Raw genomic sequence first — 15,382 nt, forward strand, 5'->3', positions numbered from 1 at the left:
AGGAATCGACGCAGCTTTGCCATGAACTTAGCGACCAAGACCGGACAGATGGGGGCGAGTCAACCCCCCAGGGTGTGATGAGCAAAACCCTGGAAGTGCTGATCGTGCATCAATTGTTATGCGCAGCGGGCATGCACGGCTACGGAGCGTGGCCAGGGCCCTTCACGAGTCCCTCACCATTGCCTTTGCCCTGGCCGTTACCGGTCCCCCGGCCCGGACCCGTGGGGCGGCGGCGGAGCGCGAGCAGCGCCATGTCGTCCGACGTCCCGCCGCCCGTGTGCCGCTCGACATCCGCCACCAACGCGTCCAGCAGTTCCCCCGGGCCGCCGAAGCGCTGACCGCGCAGCCGGTCCTCCGGGTCGTAGAACACACCCTCCTGGTCACGCGCCTCCGTCACCCCGTCCGTGAAGAGCAGCAGGGTCGCGCCCTCGGCGAACCGCAGCTCCGTCACCCGGTCCGGCCAGCCGCCCAGCTCCCCCATCCCCAGCGGCAGCGCCGATGCCGCCGGCTCCACCCGGCGCACCGTGCAGCCGCCGCCCTGGCCGCCCTGGCCCGGCCGACCGCGCCGGACGTCCTCGCCGCCCTCCCCGTCCTCCAGGAGCAGCGGTGGCGGATGGCCGCGATTGATCACCCGAAGCGTCGAGTCGCCGCGCGGGATCTCGGCCAGCACGGCCGTGGTGAACCCTTCGAACCCCTCGAGGTCGGCCCGCCGCGCGCCCTCGCGCTGCAACGCCCGCTCCAGCCGCCCCGCCAGCCCCTCCAGCGTCGTCTCCTGCTCCGCCGCCTCCCGGAAGGAGCCGATGAGGATCGCGACCGACTCCACGGCCTGGAGCCCCTTGCCGCGTACGTCGCCGACGACCAGACGTACGCCGTGCGGAGTGTCCTGCACCGCGTACAGGTCACCGCCGATGGCGGCGTACTTCTCCGCGGCCACATAACGCGCCGCGACGTCCAGCCCGGCCAGCCGGGCGGGCGGTACGGGCAGGACGGCGCGCTGGGCCGCCTCCGCGACACCGCGCGCCGAGGCCAGCCGCCGGTCGCTGCGGCGTACGAGGTGGTTGATGAGGAGCGCCGGAAGAGCGGAGCGGCGACGAGCGGGGCGGCGGCGAGGAAGGGGCCCGCCGTGTAGGTGGCCGGGGTACTGAGGTCGAAGACGACCCCGCCGACGATCAGCAGCGCGGGGATCCAGCGCACCAGCCGCCGTCCTGACGTCCCCTTGGGCGACTCGTCGGCCGGCCCGGTGCCCGCGGTGGCCCCGGCGGGTCCGTTTGCGGCGTGGGTGTCGACGAGCATATGGAGGCGGGTCCGGGGGCGCGTACGGGACCGGGCCAGGCGCGCCCAGGTCGTACCCCGCTCCGTACGGGCGCTCGTACGAGCCCCGTTCCCTCGCACCCGCACCGGTCTCTCCCGCTTTCCCTGGTCCGCAGCCGGAGCGCCCGGTCCTCGCGGCCGCCGTCCGTCACTCCAGGCTTCCGGCTGACGGGCCGCCAGGCGAATCGGTGTCGTCCATGTGGGTGGGCGGGCGGCGGGGGCGTGCTACGGACGTCAGGCGGCTCCGTGCGGCTTCCTTACGCGGTCCGGGCGGCACGCGGTCCGGGCGGCTTCCCTCCGCGGGTCCGGGCGAAGGCCGGGCGACGACCGGGGCCGGGGCGGGCCTGCTCAGCGCTCCGCGGGAAGTGCCGCGAGGTGCCGTCATGCGTCCGCGGCTGCGTCGTGGCCGGTCGCGCCCACGCGGCGGAGCCGCACATCGACACAGCCCCGCGCCCCTGCGGGGCGCACCCGAACCGCACCGGACTTCAGCGAGGCCGCTTGGCCAGGGGCGGACGTCCGGACCGGAGGGCAGGGGTGCGGAGCGAGGGTCAGAGATCGACGCCGAGCGCCCGGGCATGGCGGTCCGCCGCCAGCTCCGCCGACACCTCGTCGAGATACACCTCGCACACCAGCCGGCCGTCGTGGGTCAGATTGTGCTCCAGCTCCCACAGCACGATCTCGTCCCCTCCGGCCAGCAGAAAGGCGTGCTCGTAGAAGCGGCACCAGGTGGTGTCGGGGCCGCCGGAGCGACGGCGCGGCTTGGGAGCCAGGGCGATGTCGTGGGCGAACGCGGTCGCCAGCAGCCGCTCGGTCTCCTCGCCCGGCCGGTCGGGGTTCTCGGCGCGGCGCAGTACACGGCGGGCGTGGTCGGCCGAATTGTCGGCCACATAGGTGCGGGGGGATTCCAGGGGCTCGGCCGCCTGGTGCAGCAACTGCTCCGGCCAGAGGGGTAACCCGTCGAGCGCCTCCCAGCGGGCACCGCCGATGCGCTCGTGCACACGGCGCTCGGCCAGCGCGAGGGCATCCTCGTCGGCGTAGAGCTCGTGATGGGGGCCGTCGTCCGGGCCGGAGCTGTGCTCCAGCTCCCACAACAGCAGACTGCTGCCGTCGGGGAGCAGGAAGACATGGCGGTACGTGCTGTAGCCCAGCGGACCGGAGGGGTCATTGCACTGACGGCAGGAACGCAGCTCGGACTGGTGCATCTGGGCGCTGCGCGCCTGAGCCGGCACCGCATCGTCGATCTCGAACCCGTTCTGCGCGCGGGCGAGAAGCCCGTCCATCAGCTCGGCGGGGGTCCCGCCCGCTCGTAAGTGCCCCATGTCCCGTCCTCCCGCCTCCCGGCCTTGGATGCGCCGCGCCCCCGGGCGACTGCTTCGCGCACTTAGCGTAGCGGCACGAACACGGGCCGCGCTGCGGTTCGGCGAAGCCGTCGATGTGACTGTGCCTCACATACCCCTGCGTCCGCGGACCCGGATGTATCACTCGTCCGTGCCGGGCGTCGCACCGGCGGACCGCGCCCGTGATCCCTCCGGCCCCGGACGCCGAACCGTCCGGCCCCGCCCCGAACTCCCCTCCTCCGGCTCCTCTGGCCGCCCGCCTCCGCCTTTCCTTATAAGGAGGCACCGGAGCTCCACACTGCTCCAAATGCCGCTTCTCCCGGTATCGATTGCGGGAATCACGGGGAACACGCGCCACAGAAGTCGCACTATGCCGGACGGGTGAAGCTGAGTGGTGAGCCGAAGCCTTAACTGATGAGCTTCGTTGTGTCAGACGTCCGTGAATTCGCGGAGCAACCCCAGACGGAGGAATTAAGTGAACATCGGCAAGAAGGCAATTCTCCTGACCGCTGCTGCCGGCGCCCTGGTCATCGGCGGTGCGGGCGGTGCCATGGCCCACAACGGCGACTCTGTCACTCAGAGCAACAAGTGCGACACGAGCACCGGCCTCGAGGCCGCGGGCGGTCTCGACCTTGCTCCCACGGGCGACATCAACATCGGCTCCGACTGCATCAACTTCACCAACGCCGGCGGGTCGGTTACCCAGAGCAACGACTGCGACACGAGCACGGCGCTCGACATCGGCGGCGGCGCGGACCTGGCTCCCGAGGGTGACACCAACATCGGCAGCAAGTGCGCCAACATCGCCATCGACGACGACTCGACCCGTCACTGAGTCGTTGACCATCTCGCAGTGTTCCCGCCCCCGCGGGAACACTGCGGGGTACCCCGTTGGGATCTGCGGCCCTGGAAACTCCCCTTCCAGGGCCGCTGCCACGTAAATGGCTTTCAGCGACCGCCGTCGTTTGTCGGATGTTCGCTGAGATCAGCCAAGAATCCACTCGGAGGCTCTTTATGCACATGCGCAAGAGGACGGCACTTCTTGTAGCGGCCATGGGGGTGCTGCTCATCGGCGGCGCGGGGGGAGCCGATGCTGCCGACGACAGCGCCGCCCACCGCGCCGCCCCCAACGGCGGAGGAAGCCAGAAGAACCGCTGTGACACGAGTTCCGTCATCGGCGGGGTCACGCTGGCGACGTCGGACATCACGACCGAGACCAATTGTGTCAACTACAGCGAGTCCGGCGTCTCCGAGCAGAGCAATCACTGCCGGACCCACTCCGTCATCGGCCCCGTTACGGTCAACCTGACCGGATCCGATGTCACACAGCGGACCAATTGCGTCAACGTCAGTAAGTCGGGTGGCGTGACCAAGCAGTCCAACGACTGCAAGACGACCTCGGTCCTCGGCCCGATCACGATCGGAGCCGGAGAGGTCACCCAAGAGACGAACTGCACCAACCTCGCCGGGACCGACTCCGCGAACGGGAAAGCCAAGCACAAGGCGAGCACCGCGAAGACGGCGGGCGGCACACAGAGCCGTTGACAGAGAAGCCCTCGGCCCTCTCCGGTCCTCGCTTCTTCGGATCTGCCTTCTCGTCATGAACGCGACCTCCGGGATTACTTTGTCCCGGGGGTCGCGTTCACGCATTTCTGCGCAGGAAACGGGAAATGTGAATTTCCATGGCCTCCATCGACTGAATATACCTTTACTGTGGCGCATGGGTGACGCTCCCCTATACCCCGGATCCTATTGCGTGGAAACCTCGTTGATCAGGTGTCTGCGGATCATTCGCGGAGAACCTGATATGGAGGCACCAGCACAATGCAGATCAGCAAGAAGGTAGCTCTCATGGCCGCGGCGGCCGCGGGCACGATTGTCGTCGGTGGCGCAGGTAGCGCGAGTGCGTACGGTCCGTTCCCGCACCACGACGGGGTCACCCAGTCGAACAAGTGCGACACCAACATCGGCCCCGATGTCGATCTCGACCTGCTCGAGAGCAGCGGGGACTTCGACCCCAACGCGGACTGTGTCAACTTCACCAACCGCCACAACGTGTCGCAGAGCAACGACTGCGATTCCAACATCGGCCCCGAGGTCAGCCTCCCCGAGCTCGCCCCGAACGGCGACGTCGACCTCGGCCCCAACTGCGCCAACATCGCGGTCGAGCCCCCGGTGGAGCACAAGGAAAAGAAGCACCACAAGGACAAGAAGCACCACAAGACCAAGGACCACAAGAGCAAGAAGGACCACAAGACCAAGAAGGACTGCAAGGGCAAGAAGCACGTCAAGGGCAAGGTCACGGTCAAGTCCAAGGTCAAGAACCACAAGGTCAAGCACTGACCTTCCGCTCTCCCCTCGAGCGCACCGCGACCCTGGAAGCATCGCTTCCAGGGTCGCCTGGGCTTTCGGGGGACTTTCCTGTGGGTCAGGTCGTGGCCGTGGGTCAGGTCGTGCACGTACCGATGGACGGCTGGCAGTTCGCGGGGTTGTTGCCGGTCACGGTGGTCGCGTTGAGCGTCACCGTACCGCCGTCGACGAAGATGCCACCGCCGTTGTTGCCCGGGCCGCCATTGGCCGTGTTCCCCGTGATGGAGTCCCCGGTCAGCTGGGCGGAACCCGCGTGATTGAACAGCCCGCCACCGTTCAGGGTGGCGGTGTTGTTGGACACCGTGGTGCCCAACACGTTCAGCGTGCTGCCGAGATTGGCGATTCCACCGCCGAAGCTCCCGGCGGTGTTCTGCTGAATCGTGCTCCCGCTGATGGTGAGGGGACCAGCATCAGTGGCGATTCCGCCGCCTTCGAAGTTGGTCGTCCGGTTTCTCTTCACAGCGACACTGCTGATCAGCGTCTGGCCGTAGTTCGCGACACCGCCACCGGTGTTCACCGCGGTGTTGTCGGAAATGTTTCCGCTGGCGATAGTGGCGTTGGCCTGGGTATTGATGTGAATACCGCCGCCGTCTCCGCCCGTATTGTGCGTCACATCCGTGGCCGAGAGTCTCGCGATGGCACCCGAGGCGACTTCGATACCTCCGCCGAGACCGCTCGCGGTGCTACCGGTGATGGTCGCCCGGTTCGTCGTCAGCCTGCCGAGGTCGAGGATGCCTCCGCCGTCCGCGGTGCCTCCCGCGTCGGCACGGCCGTTGGCCAGCGTGATGCCGCTGACGGTGAGGCTGCCCCCGGCGGCCACCTCGGCGATACGGAAGTCCGGAGCCGACGCGCTGCGCCGGATGGTCGCCCCGAGGCCGGTGATGGTCACGTCCCCGGTGATGATGGGCAGTCCGTCGGGGCCGTTGGCACCGGTCGTGGCCGCGGACGTCAGCGTGTACACGCACCCCGTGGCCAGGGTGACGGTGCCGCCCGACGGCTGGTTGTTGGCGGCGGTCACCGCGGCGACCAGCGCCGCCACGTCCCCACAGGAGACGGGGACCTGACTCGATCCGTTGCCGCCTCCCCCTCCCCCACCCCGGTTCTCCTCGGCGGAGGCGGGGACGGAAAGCGCCCACGCCGATACCGCCAGTGCGATGACGGGGATGAAACCGCGGGTCGTTGTCACGAGTCGCACGAGGTGTCTCCTTTAAGCGTTCCGAGCAAGCCGAGCAAGCAGAGATCAGCAGCATCAGACTGTGGGGAGGCACCGCGTTCGGCATCCGCGCGGACGCGGGACGAGCGGTCACGACCTGCGGTAACGGCGGGCCCACGGGCCCGGAGCGGCCATCGGGAGCCTGTCCGCCTCTCCTGTGAAGTGCGACAAAACCGCAGGTCACTGGCTAGATCTCAGGACCTTCCGGATGGATCGTCAGATGTCCGGAACGACCTTCAGAAATTCGCACGTCCGCGATAGGCCGATCGTGGGGGCACCAGGGAACATTCCGTCAGTTGTGCGCTCTTGGCGGGGGGATGGTCGCGCGAGGAGGCCAAGGAGGCGTACGGCGGGGCGTCTTCAGCGGGGCTGATCGCCGTGGGGCTGAGCGCCGTGGGTCTGCACGTCGTGGGTCTGCTCGTCGCTCCGGGACGAGGCACGGGCCATGATCCGCTTCAGTGCCTCGTTGGCCGTCAGATCCGTCAGCCCCTCCGTGAGGGGCAGATGTGTGGGACAGAACCACTCGGCGTTCTCCGGATGACCGGCCCAGTCGTCGGGGTACTCCACGGTCGGGCGGAAATACACCACGTCGAATCCGCCCCAACGGGTGCTGTCGCGCTCCGGCCGCGACCGGCACACCGCGCAGATCGGTGGCATCACGGCTCGGCCCCCTGCTTCTGTCTCCGCCCTCGGCACGGTGCCGGGCACGGCTGAAGCCCGCGCCGGAATACTCCGGCACGGGCCTCGTCAGTGGGTCATCAGGGGCTCGAACCCTGAACCAATGGATTAAAAGTCCACTGCTCTGCCAATTGAGCTAATGACCCGCACCCCCGCAGCATAGCTTGGCCGGGGGCCAAGACCCGAGCCAATACCGTCCAGGAGCGAAGGGCCGTGCAACAGCACGGTGTTGCACGGCCCTCATCCGCTCCGGGTGAGCGCCCGGGTCAGCCGTTCCGATCAGCCGTTGCGCTTCCAGCGCGGCTTGTCGGCGCGGCGGTCGAACGACCGGCTGCCGGTGCCGCCGCGGTGATCGTCACGGCGCGCCGGGCGCTCGTCACGGCGGTCCCGGTTGAACGGACGGTCCCCGCCGCGGTGGGCGTGGTCCCGGCGCTCGAAGGGACGGCCCGGACGGTCGTCACGGCGGTCGTCGCGCCGGTTGAAGCCACCCCGGTCGTCACGGCGCTCGAAGGAGCGGCCACCACGGTCGTCACGGCGGTTGAAACCGCCACGCTCGTCACGGCGGTCCCGGCCGAAGCCGCCACGGTCGTCACGCCGCTCGAAGGACCGGCCACCACGCTCGTCACGCCGCTCGAAGGACCGGCCACCACGGTCGTCACGGCGGTCCCGGCCGAAACCACGGTCGCCCCGGTCGCCACGGTCGTCACGGCGGTTGAAGCCACCGCGGTCGTCGCGCCGGTCGCGGCCGAAGCCGCCACGGTCGTCACGGCGCTCGAAGGACCGGCCACCACGGTCGTCACGGCGGTCCCGGCGCTCGAAGTTGCCCCGGTCGTCACGGCGGTCGTACGAGGGCCGGCGCGGCGTGTCGTCCGCACCGGCGGCCTCGGCGGCCGGGACGGTCACGGGCTCGGCCGTGCGCTGCGCCGGAACCGTCGCGGTGACCTCCACGGCCTCTCCAGCCGACTGAGCTGTCTCAGCCGCCTCGGCTGTCTCGGCGCCGGCCGTGGCCGCGGGGGCGACGGTCTCGCCGCGTTCGCGTGCCGCGCGCGCGGCCAGCCGGTCGGCGTCCTCGCGCAGCTCGGCCGCCCGCCGCTGGACCCGCTCCAGCTGCCGGGTGAGGTCCTGGACCTCGCGCTCGGCCTGCTTGGCGGAGTTCGCGGCCGCTTCGGCCTGCACCTCGGTGAGCGAGCGGGCGCCGGTGATCCGGGCCACGTCCTCGTCGAAAGCGCCCGCCCCGCCCACGATGTGGCGGGAGGCGTCCACGCCCGCGTCCTCCATCAGCCGGAAGATCTGGCGGCGCTGGTGCGGCAGGGCGAGCGACACGACCGTGCCGCTCTGGCCCGCGCGGGCCGTACGGCCGGAGCGGTGGAGATAGTCCTTGTGGTCACCGGCCGGGTCCACGTTCAGCACCAGGTCGATGCCGTCCACGTGGATGCCTCGCGCGGCCACGTCGGTCGCGACGAGGACGTTGACGTACCCGTCCTTGAAGTCGGCCAGGGTGCGGGTGCGGGCGCCCTGGGTCATACCGCCGTGCAGCGCGTCGGCTCGTACGCCCGCGTCGCACAGCTGCTCGGCGACGCGGTCGGCGCCGAGCTGGGTCCGGACGAAGATGATGGTGCGGCCCTTGCGCGCGGCGATGGCGGCGGTGACCGGGGCCTTGTCCTTCGGCTTCACCACCAGCACGTGGTGGGTCATGGTCGAGACGGCGCCCGCGGACGGGTCGACCTCGTGGGTGATCGGGTTGACCAGGTAGCGCTTGACCAGCGTGTCGATCTCGTTCTCGAGCGTCGCGGAGAACAGCAGCCGCTGGCCGCCCTGGGGCACCAGGTCGAGGATCTCGGTGACCTCGGGCAGGAAGCCCATGTCGGCCATCTGGTCGGCCTCGTCGAGAACCGCGACCTGGATCTTGTCGAGAGAGGCGGCGCCGCGGTCGATGATGTCGCGCAGTCGGCCCGGGGTGGCGACGAGGATGTCGACACCGCGCTCCAGCGCGGTGATCTGATTGCCCATCGAGGTGCCGCCGCAGACGACCTTGAGCCGGAGGCCGAGGACATCGCCGTACGGCTGGAGCGCGTCGCTCACCTGCATCGCGAGCTCGCGCGTGGGGGTGAGGATCAGACCGCGCGGGCGCTTCTTCTCGGTGTGGCCGCCGGCCAGCGTGGTCAGCAGCGGAAGGCCGAAGGAGAGGGTCTTGCCGGAGCCGGTACGGCCGCGGCCGAGGATGTCGCTTCCGGCCATGGCGTCGGGGATGGTCGCGGCCTGGATCGGGAAGGGCGTGGTCACACCGTTCTGGGCCAGCTTGCGGACGATCTGCTCGGGGAGCCCGAGGTCGGCGAAGGTGATGTCGGGGGTCTTCTCGTCCTGCGGCTGGTCCTGCTCGGCCTGGACGGGCTGCTCGGGCTGCTCGTCGTGGGCAGGCATGACGGCGTGATCAGTGGAAACGGACATGCGAAATGCGAAACCTTCCGGAGTCTCGGCACGCGCCCAAACTCCGTGTGAGTCGCAAACAACCGCCTCTATGCGGTCAGCCACAGGATGGGAAGGAACGCGCCTCGCGGCGCACTTCAATGAGGCGCCGGGCAAATGGGATCAAACGATCTACCACCATACGCACTCCCACCCCTCAAGAGCAAATTCGCTCCACCTGTGATCGATCTGCCCTCCACCGCCCATCATGTGTGCTCTGCACCGGATCCCCAGGGCCGCTCCGGTGCTCCAGCGGCGCGGGCCCGGCCCAGGGCCCACCGGATCAGCTCGTGGGCGCGTCCGTGGAGGCGGGCGGGGACGTGGGCTCGGGCTGAGTGGGCTTGGGGTCCGAGGCGGTCGGCGGCGCCGTGGTGGGGTGGGGCTCCGGGGCCGGGCCGGAGGGCACATCACCGCCCGGCTGCGGCGGCGGGGACGGGTCCGGGCGGTCCTGGGACGAGCGGTGCTTCTTCCTGGACGCCGGTGTGGCCGACTCCTCGGGGTCCGACGCGCCGGCCGACGGCGTCCCGCTCGCGTCGCCCTTCCGCTTCTTGCCCTTCTTCTCGCCCTTCTTCTTCCCCTTCCCGTCCCGCTCGCGGTCCGGATACAGGTGACCCTTGCCGTCCGAGCGCACCACCGAGCCGCCGGACTCGTCCGTCCCGCCCTTCTCCTGGGAGCTGCGGTGCTTGTCCGGCCGCTCGGGGTCGTCCGAGATGCTCATGCAACCGCCCAGGGTCATCGCCGCCACCACAAGGCTCACCACCGCCGCGCAGCGCGCCGTCAAGCGCGGCGCACGCCCGGCGTGGGACGCACCATGTCGGGCGCGCGCCGGACGGTGGGTCCGGGGGGACCGGGCGGACGGGTCGTCGGTGCGTGGAGCGGGGGATCCGGGCATGCGCGGGACACCTCCAGGCCGCAGGGCTGTGACGCACTGCCCAACTGGCCCCGCCCCGCCCAGGACACGCGTCCGAGACGGCTGGTACGCGAGTGGCACGCGGTGCACGCGGGCCCGCGCCGACGGCCAGGGGCGCCCCACGGCTCGTGGGAGATCACCCGTAGCCGAGAGCGTGCAGCCGTTCGTCGTCGATCCCGAAGTGGTGGGCGATCTCGTGGACGACGGTCACCTCCGTCTCCTGGACCACGTCCTCCCGTGTCTCGCTCATACGCAGCGTCGGCCCCCGGTAGACGGTGATCCGGTCCGGCAGTACGCCCGCGTACCACTCGCCCCGGTCCGTGAGCGGCGTCCCCTCGTACAACCCGAGCAGCTCGGGGTCGTCGGCCGCCGGCTCGTCCTCCACGAACACGGCGACGTTGTCCATCAGCCGCGTCAGCTCCGGCGGGATCCGGTCCAGCGCCTCGGCGACCAGTTCCTCGAACTCCTCGCGCGTCATCTCCAACACGTGGCCATTGTCGGGCAGCCGGGCCCGGAAAGGCGCGGTGTATGGCCCACTTCGTCGAACGGCAAACCTTCCGGCTCCAGGAGCGGGCCCAGGAACGGGCCCGGGAACCGGACGGGGACCGGTCCAGGAATGCGGCGCGGGGCGGCAGGGCATACGGGCCCCATGGCCCGCGAACCGCTCCGGCTGCTCCGTGCCACCGCTCAGCGTGCACGGGCTGCGGCCGCCTCCCCCTTCCGCCGCCACCGCAGCCGACCGTCCCCGTCCCCTTCCGGTTCAACCGCTTCATCCGCTTCCATACGCCCCATCCGGCCCAAGCGCCCCAGCCGCTCCATACGGCTGGACGACGGCGGCGCCGCGACCCGCCCCCGGCCGCTGGTCAGGGCCGTTGGACTGGCCGTCGTGACCGTCGTCGGGGCGTGGATGGGGCTGCTCGTCGTCGGCAGCGTCCACATCTCCGTGGGCCCCATGGACACGCGTATGGCGCTGCGGCCGTCCCTCGTCGGCGGCACCAAGATCAATGTGCCCCCGCTCGGCGCCCTCGAGCTCGACAGCCATCAGGCCCCGGTCCGGCTGGACGTCGATGTGGACCGGCTCGATCCGGTCCGTTCCGAGGCGCTCGTCGACCACCCCGAACGGCTCTCCGGCCTCCAGGAGGAAGTGGCGAGCGATGTCGCCCAGGGCACCCTGGACCTCGCGGTGCGCTCCTGCGTCGCCGTTGTCCTCGGCGCCACCGCACTGGGCCTGGCCGTCTACCGCCGGCCACGCAGGGCGCTGGCCGCCGGGGGCCTCGCGCTCTCCCTGCTCGCCGCGTCGGGCGCCGCCGCGTACGCCACCTGGAACCCGAAGTCGGTGCTGGAGCCGCGCTACTCCGGGCTGCTCTCCAGCGCGCCGTCGGTGGTCGGCAACGCGCGCAGCATCGTCACGGAATTCGATGTCTACCAGCGGGAGTTGGCCAGGCTGGTGACCAATGTCACGCAGCTGTACGAGGCCACCTCGACCCTTCCCGCGTACCAGCCCGACCCGACGACCATGCGGGTACTGCATATTTCGGACGTCCATCTGAACCCGGCCGCCTGGCACATCGTGGAGTCGCTGGTCCGGCAGTACAGGATCAACGTGATCGTCGACACAGGCGACACGATGGATCACGGCACCGCCGCCGAGAACGGGTTCCTGGACCCGATCGCGACCCTCGGAGCGCCCTATGTGTGGGTGCGCGGCAACCACGACTCGGCGACGACCCAGCGCTACATCGCCAAGCGCAAGGGGGTTCATGTCGTCGACGACGGCAAGGTGGTCACCGTCGGCGGACTGCGGATCGCGGGCATCGGCGACCCCCAGTTCACCCCCGACCGCTCGGTCGTCGCCTCCGGTGACCCGGCCGAGCACCGCGCGGGCCGGCGGCTGGCCGACGCGATCCGGGCCCGGAAGGCCGCGGGCGACCCACCCGTGGACATCGCCCTCACCCACAACCCGGCCGCGGCCCGGGAGACCGACGGCACCGTCCCGCTCGCCCTCGCCGGCCATCTCCACCACCGCGGTACGGAGGTCCTCCCGGGTGGCACCCGCCTGATGACGGAGGGCTCCACGGGCGGCAGCGGACTGCGCGCGGTGGACGACGGGGACCCCGACAAGGTCCAGGCGTCGGTCCTCTACCTGGACCGGGACACCCATCGGCTCCAGGCGTGGGACGAGATCGACCTCGGCGGTCTCGGCCTGTCGAAGGCTGAGGTCAGCCGCCATCTCCCGGCCGAGAACGCACCGGGCGCGACGTCGCCACCCGCCACCGGGTAAACCGTTTTGGCGAACTTCCCCGGCATCCCATATGCTTCTCGCGTCCCCGAAAGCGCCACCAGGCGCCCAGGTGAGCCATCGGCCCTCATCGTCTAGTGGCCCAGGACGCCGCCCTTTCAAGGCGGTAGCACGGGTTCGAATCCCGTTGGGGGCACAGATTCTCTATATCGCCGCAGGTCAGACCCCTTAGCGGGGTGGCCTGCGGCTTTTGCGTTTCCGACCCTGGTGTTTCCCTGAGTTTCCCCCCCTGATCCACCCTGATCCGCCCCGATGATCCGCCCTGACCGCCTTGATCCACGCTTCGGACACCCTTTCCGGCCCCTCCCCCGCCCAACGCTGTGAGCGGTCAGAACACGCCCCGAGGTCTGATACGCTGATCCAGCGACATCGACGCGGCGGAGCCCGAAAGAGCCCCTCATGCGAAGGTCGCGGGGAATGCGAATCCACCGAGAGAAATCCCGTTGGGAGCGCACGCCATCCTGTGCGAGACTCGTGCTCGTACACGCAAGGTCCTGTGGAGCAGTTTGGAGTGCTCGCCACCCTGTCAAGGTGGAGGCCGCGGGTTCAAATCCCGTCAGGACCGCTGCGGCTGGGTAGCTCAGTTGGTACGAGCGTCCGCCTGAAAAGCGGAAGGTCGCCGGTTCGACCCCGGCCCCAGCCACTGCCGCAGAACAGCGAGAGACCCCGACAGGATCATCTGTCGGGGTCTTTTGCGTGCTCGCTGTGCCACCTGTGCCCCGTACGCCGACATCGGCAAGCAGCGACGGGCACCCCGGAGGCGTCCCGATACGGGCGGTGACCGGCGCGATCCGGCATGGCCCTGGAACAGTGCGCCGCGCCCGTTACGCCGTGTCGATCAGACGTTGGCGCAGATGACGAAAACGCTGATGCCCACGTTGTCGGTGGCGGTCTGCCGCCCCAGTCCGATCCAGCCGGTTCCGTCGTCGGTGGGGAAGCTGCCGACGAGGATGGCCGTGTCGCCCCGCGCCTCGGCGCCGCCGCCGAGCACCTTCTTCCCCGGGGGGCAGTGCACCGTGCGCCGCTGGAAGTTCGGGACATTGGCGTTGGGCAGCGTGACCCGCTGGTATCCGGGCACTCCCTCGTGGGCGCGGGGGTGTTTGTGGGAAACGGGCGGCTTGGTGCGGTGGGAACCGGTCGCCTGGCCGCCGTCGTCCTGTGCTCCCCACGCGACGCCCGACGTCAGAGCCATGGTCAATGCGCCGACAGCGATGACGAGCCTTCCACGCATGTGTGTCTTCCTTTCGTCACGGGTCCCCAGACGGGACCGATACCGTGACAAGAGTGACCAGACACACGGAAAAATAGGCATAAAAGTATGTGCATCCTACGAACGAGGGAAGCGTGCGGAGCGTACGGGTGCAACCCGGAACCAGAGCCGAGTACTGAGCCCCCATCAGACCCTTTCGCCCCCGAAGTCGGCCCCGCGGATATGACGGTGACATGGCGTCAGATATGCGGGCCCGGCTCCAGGTAGCCGGTCACCGTATGGCCCAGGCACAGGATCAGGGACGTGATCACCGTTCCCGTCCGGCTGGGGCGCTGGTGCGGGCGGGTGGAGGGCGGGGAGGCGGCGGTCACGGGGGACGACGCTATCGAGCGCCGCGCCGTACGCTGGCCGCGTGACGCGGCTGATGGTGGCAGGCGGAGGTGGCGGGGACGCGGTCGCCGCTGCCGTGATCGACAGCGTGCTGTACGGGGCGGACGGGACGGACCGCACCGGCAGCGAACCGGCCGTGATCCTCACCTACTCCTGGGACCGGCTGATCGTCGACCCCTTCCCCGGGCCGCGCGGCGCCGCCCACTTCGCCGGGCTGCGGCGCCTGACGCCGAGTGTGTACGCCGTACCCGCCGAGGCGGTGCCCGCGCCGCCGGGCGGTTCCACGCTGCCGCGGCTCGCCCGGGAGCTTCCGTACACCTTCGCCCTCATCGATCCGCACCACGGGGTCGAGGGAATGATCCGGCAGCTCGAGGAGCTGGTGGAGCAACTGGCCCCGGACTCCATCGATCTGCTGGACGTGGGCGGCGACGTCCTGGCGCGGGGTGACGAACCGACGTTGCAGAGTCCGCTCGGCGATGCGCTGTCGCTCGCCGCCTGTGCCCAGGTCAACGCCGGGATCCGGCTGCTGGTCGCCGGGCCGGGGCTGGACGGGGAGATTCCGCCGGCCGTGCTGCGGGAGCGGCTGGGGCCGGTGGTCCACACCCTGGGGGCCGAGGAGGTCTCCCCCGTCCGCGCGGTCATGGAGTGGCATCCGTCGGAGGCCACCGCCATGCTCGTGGCCGCCGCCCGGGGCGAACGGGGGCTCTGCGAGATCCGGGACGCCGGTCTCGCGGTGCCGCTCACCGATGCGTCCCCCGCCGTCCACGAGGCCGATCTCGACGCCGCCTTCGGCCGCAACCGGCTCGCCCAGGCCATCGTGACCACCACCAGCCTCGACGAGGCCGAGCGGTACAGCCGGGAGCTCTTCGGTTACTCCGAGATCGACTACGAGCGTGACAAGGCCGCCCGGCTGGGCGGGGAAGGCGGCGCCGCGCCGCTCGACCGCGACGAGGCGCTGCGGCGGCTGGCATCCTTCGAGGACGAGGCCCGTGCCCGCGGGGTCACCCACACCACCTTCCGCCGGCTCACCGAAGCCCTCGGCGTCCCCGGTGATCACCGCACCGCCCTGCGCTCCCTGCTGATCGGCGCCCATCCCGAGCGGTACGCCGCGCCCCTGTGGCATTTGTGACCGCCCGCATCGGTTCTCCCCGCCAGTTTCCTCCGATGATCAGGTTGGGGTAGAGTTGATCTCGCAACG

At 70.1% G+C, this 15,382-nt stretch carries 13 protein-coding genes, 4 tRNA genes and 1 pseudogene; 8 read left to right on the top strand and 10 right to left on the bottom strand.

Annotated features, from left to right (window positions below):
- Positions 1–139 precede the first annotated feature (139 nt).
- A pseudogene (locus tag JK363_RS04780) lies at positions 140–1,293 on the bottom strand (PP2C family protein-serine/threonine phosphatase).
- 566 nt (positions 1,294–1,859) lie between these two features.
- Positions 1,860–2,630, bottom strand: a complete 771-nt coding sequence (locus tag JK363_RS04785; RefSeq protein WP_201871766.1) for a DUF6227 family protein — start codon at positions 2,628–2,630, stop codon at positions 1,860–1,862.
- A 493-nt stretch (positions 2,631–3,123) separates the two neighbouring features.
- Between JK363_RS04785 and JK363_RS04790 the strand changes: the two genes are divergently transcribed.
- The 3 genes from JK363_RS04790 to JK363_RS04800 all read left to right on the top strand — a co-directional run bounded on the left by JK363_RS04790 (position 3,124) and on the right by JK363_RS04800 (position 4,991).
- On the top strand, positions 3,124–3,483 hold the full coding sequence (locus JK363_RS04790) for a hypothetical protein (protein WP_201871768.1): 360 nt from the start codon (positions 3,124–3,126) through the stop codon (positions 3,481–3,483).
- 185 nt (positions 3,484–3,668) lie between these two features.
- Positions 3,669–4,193, top strand: a complete 525-nt coding sequence (locus tag JK363_RS04795) for a hypothetical protein (protein ID WP_201871770.1) — start codon at positions 3,669–3,671, stop codon at positions 4,191–4,193.
- Positions 4,194–4,472: 279 nt separating this feature from the next.
- A complete protein-coding gene (locus JK363_RS04800; protein ID WP_201871772.1) occupies positions 4,473–4,991 on the top strand; it encodes a hypothetical protein in 519 nt (172 codons plus the stop codon).
- Positions 4,992–5,094: 103 nt separating this feature from the next.
- On the opposite strand, the gene JK363_RS04805 is transcribed toward JK363_RS04800, so the two are convergent.
- From JK363_RS04805 to JK363_RS04830, 6 genes are all read right to left on the bottom strand, one after another.
- A complete protein-coding gene (locus tag JK363_RS04805) occupies positions 5,095–6,213 on the bottom strand; it encodes a right-handed parallel beta-helix repeat-containing protein (protein ID WP_201871774.1) in 1,119 nt (372 codons plus the stop codon).
- Between the two features lie 378 nt (positions 6,214–6,591).
- Positions 6,592–6,891: a hypothetical protein gene (locus JK363_RS04810; protein WP_201871776.1), complete on the bottom strand. Its 300-nt coding sequence runs from the start codon at positions 6,889–6,891 to the stop codon at positions 6,592–6,594.
- 91 nt (positions 6,892–6,982) lie between these two features.
- A tRNA-Lys gene (locus JK363_RS04815) sits at positions 6,983–7,055 on the bottom strand.
- Positions 7,056–7,188: 133 nt separating this feature from the next.
- Positions 7,189–9,357 (bottom strand): DEAD/DEAH box helicase, encoded by a 2,169-nt coding sequence (locus JK363_RS04820; protein WP_201871782.1) that lies wholly within the window; start codon positions 9,355–9,357, stop codon positions 7,189–7,191.
- A 301-nt stretch (positions 9,358–9,658) separates the two neighbouring features.
- Positions 9,659–10,093, bottom strand: coding sequence for a hypothetical protein (locus JK363_RS04825; protein ID WP_236075574.1), 435 nt, complete (start codon positions 10,091–10,093; stop codon positions 9,659–9,661).
- Positions 10,094–10,421: 328 nt separating this feature from the next.
- Positions 10,422–10,772, bottom strand: coding sequence for a metallopeptidase family protein (locus JK363_RS04830; RefSeq protein WP_201871784.1), 351 nt, complete (start codon positions 10,770–10,772; stop codon positions 10,422–10,424).
- Between the two features lie 162 nt (positions 10,773–10,934).
- Between JK363_RS04830 and JK363_RS04835 the strand changes: the two genes are divergently transcribed.
- The 4 genes from JK363_RS04835 (at position 10,935) to JK363_RS04850 (ending at position 13,227) form a co-directional block, all read left to right on the top strand.
- A complete protein-coding gene (locus JK363_RS04835; protein WP_201871785.1) occupies positions 10,935–12,566 on the top strand; it encodes a metallophosphoesterase family protein in 1,632 nt (543 codons plus the stop codon).
- An 81-nt stretch (positions 12,567–12,647) separates the two neighbouring features.
- A tRNA-Glu gene (locus JK363_RS04840) sits at positions 12,648–12,720 on the top strand.
- 354 nt (positions 12,721–13,074) lie between these two features.
- Positions 13,075–13,149 (top strand) — tRNA-Asp (locus JK363_RS04845).
- A 4-nt stretch (positions 13,150–13,153) separates the two neighbouring features.
- Positions 13,154–13,227: transfer RNA gene (locus JK363_RS04850), tRNA-Phe, on the top strand.
- Between the two features lie 195 nt (positions 13,228–13,422).
- Here the strand turns inward: JK363_RS04850 and JK363_RS04855 are convergent.
- The gene (locus JK363_RS04855) at positions 13,423–13,815 is read right to left on the bottom strand and encodes a hypothetical protein (protein WP_201871786.1); all 393 of its coding nucleotides are present in this window, start codon (positions 13,813–13,815) and stop codon (positions 13,423–13,425) included.
- Between the two features lie 218 nt (positions 13,816–14,033).
- The gene (locus JK363_RS43685; RefSeq protein ID WP_268981007.1) at positions 14,034–14,165 is read right to left on the bottom strand and encodes a hypothetical protein; all 132 of its coding nucleotides are present in this window, start codon (positions 14,163–14,165) and stop codon (positions 14,034–14,036) included.
- A 41-nt stretch (positions 14,166–14,206) separates the two neighbouring features.
- Between JK363_RS43685 and JK363_RS04860 the strand changes: the two genes are divergently transcribed.
- Complete coding sequence (locus tag JK363_RS04860; protein WP_307821614.1) at positions 14,207–15,313, top strand: DUF1152 domain-containing protein; 1,107 nt, start codon at positions 14,207–14,209, stop codon at positions 15,311–15,313.
- Positions 15,314–15,382 lie beyond the last annotated feature (69 nt).

Source organism: Streptomyces coffeae (assembly GCF_016741875.1).
Classification (GTDB): domain Bacteria; phylum Actinomycetota; class Actinomycetes; order Streptomycetales; family Streptomycetaceae; genus Streptomyces; species Streptomyces coffeae.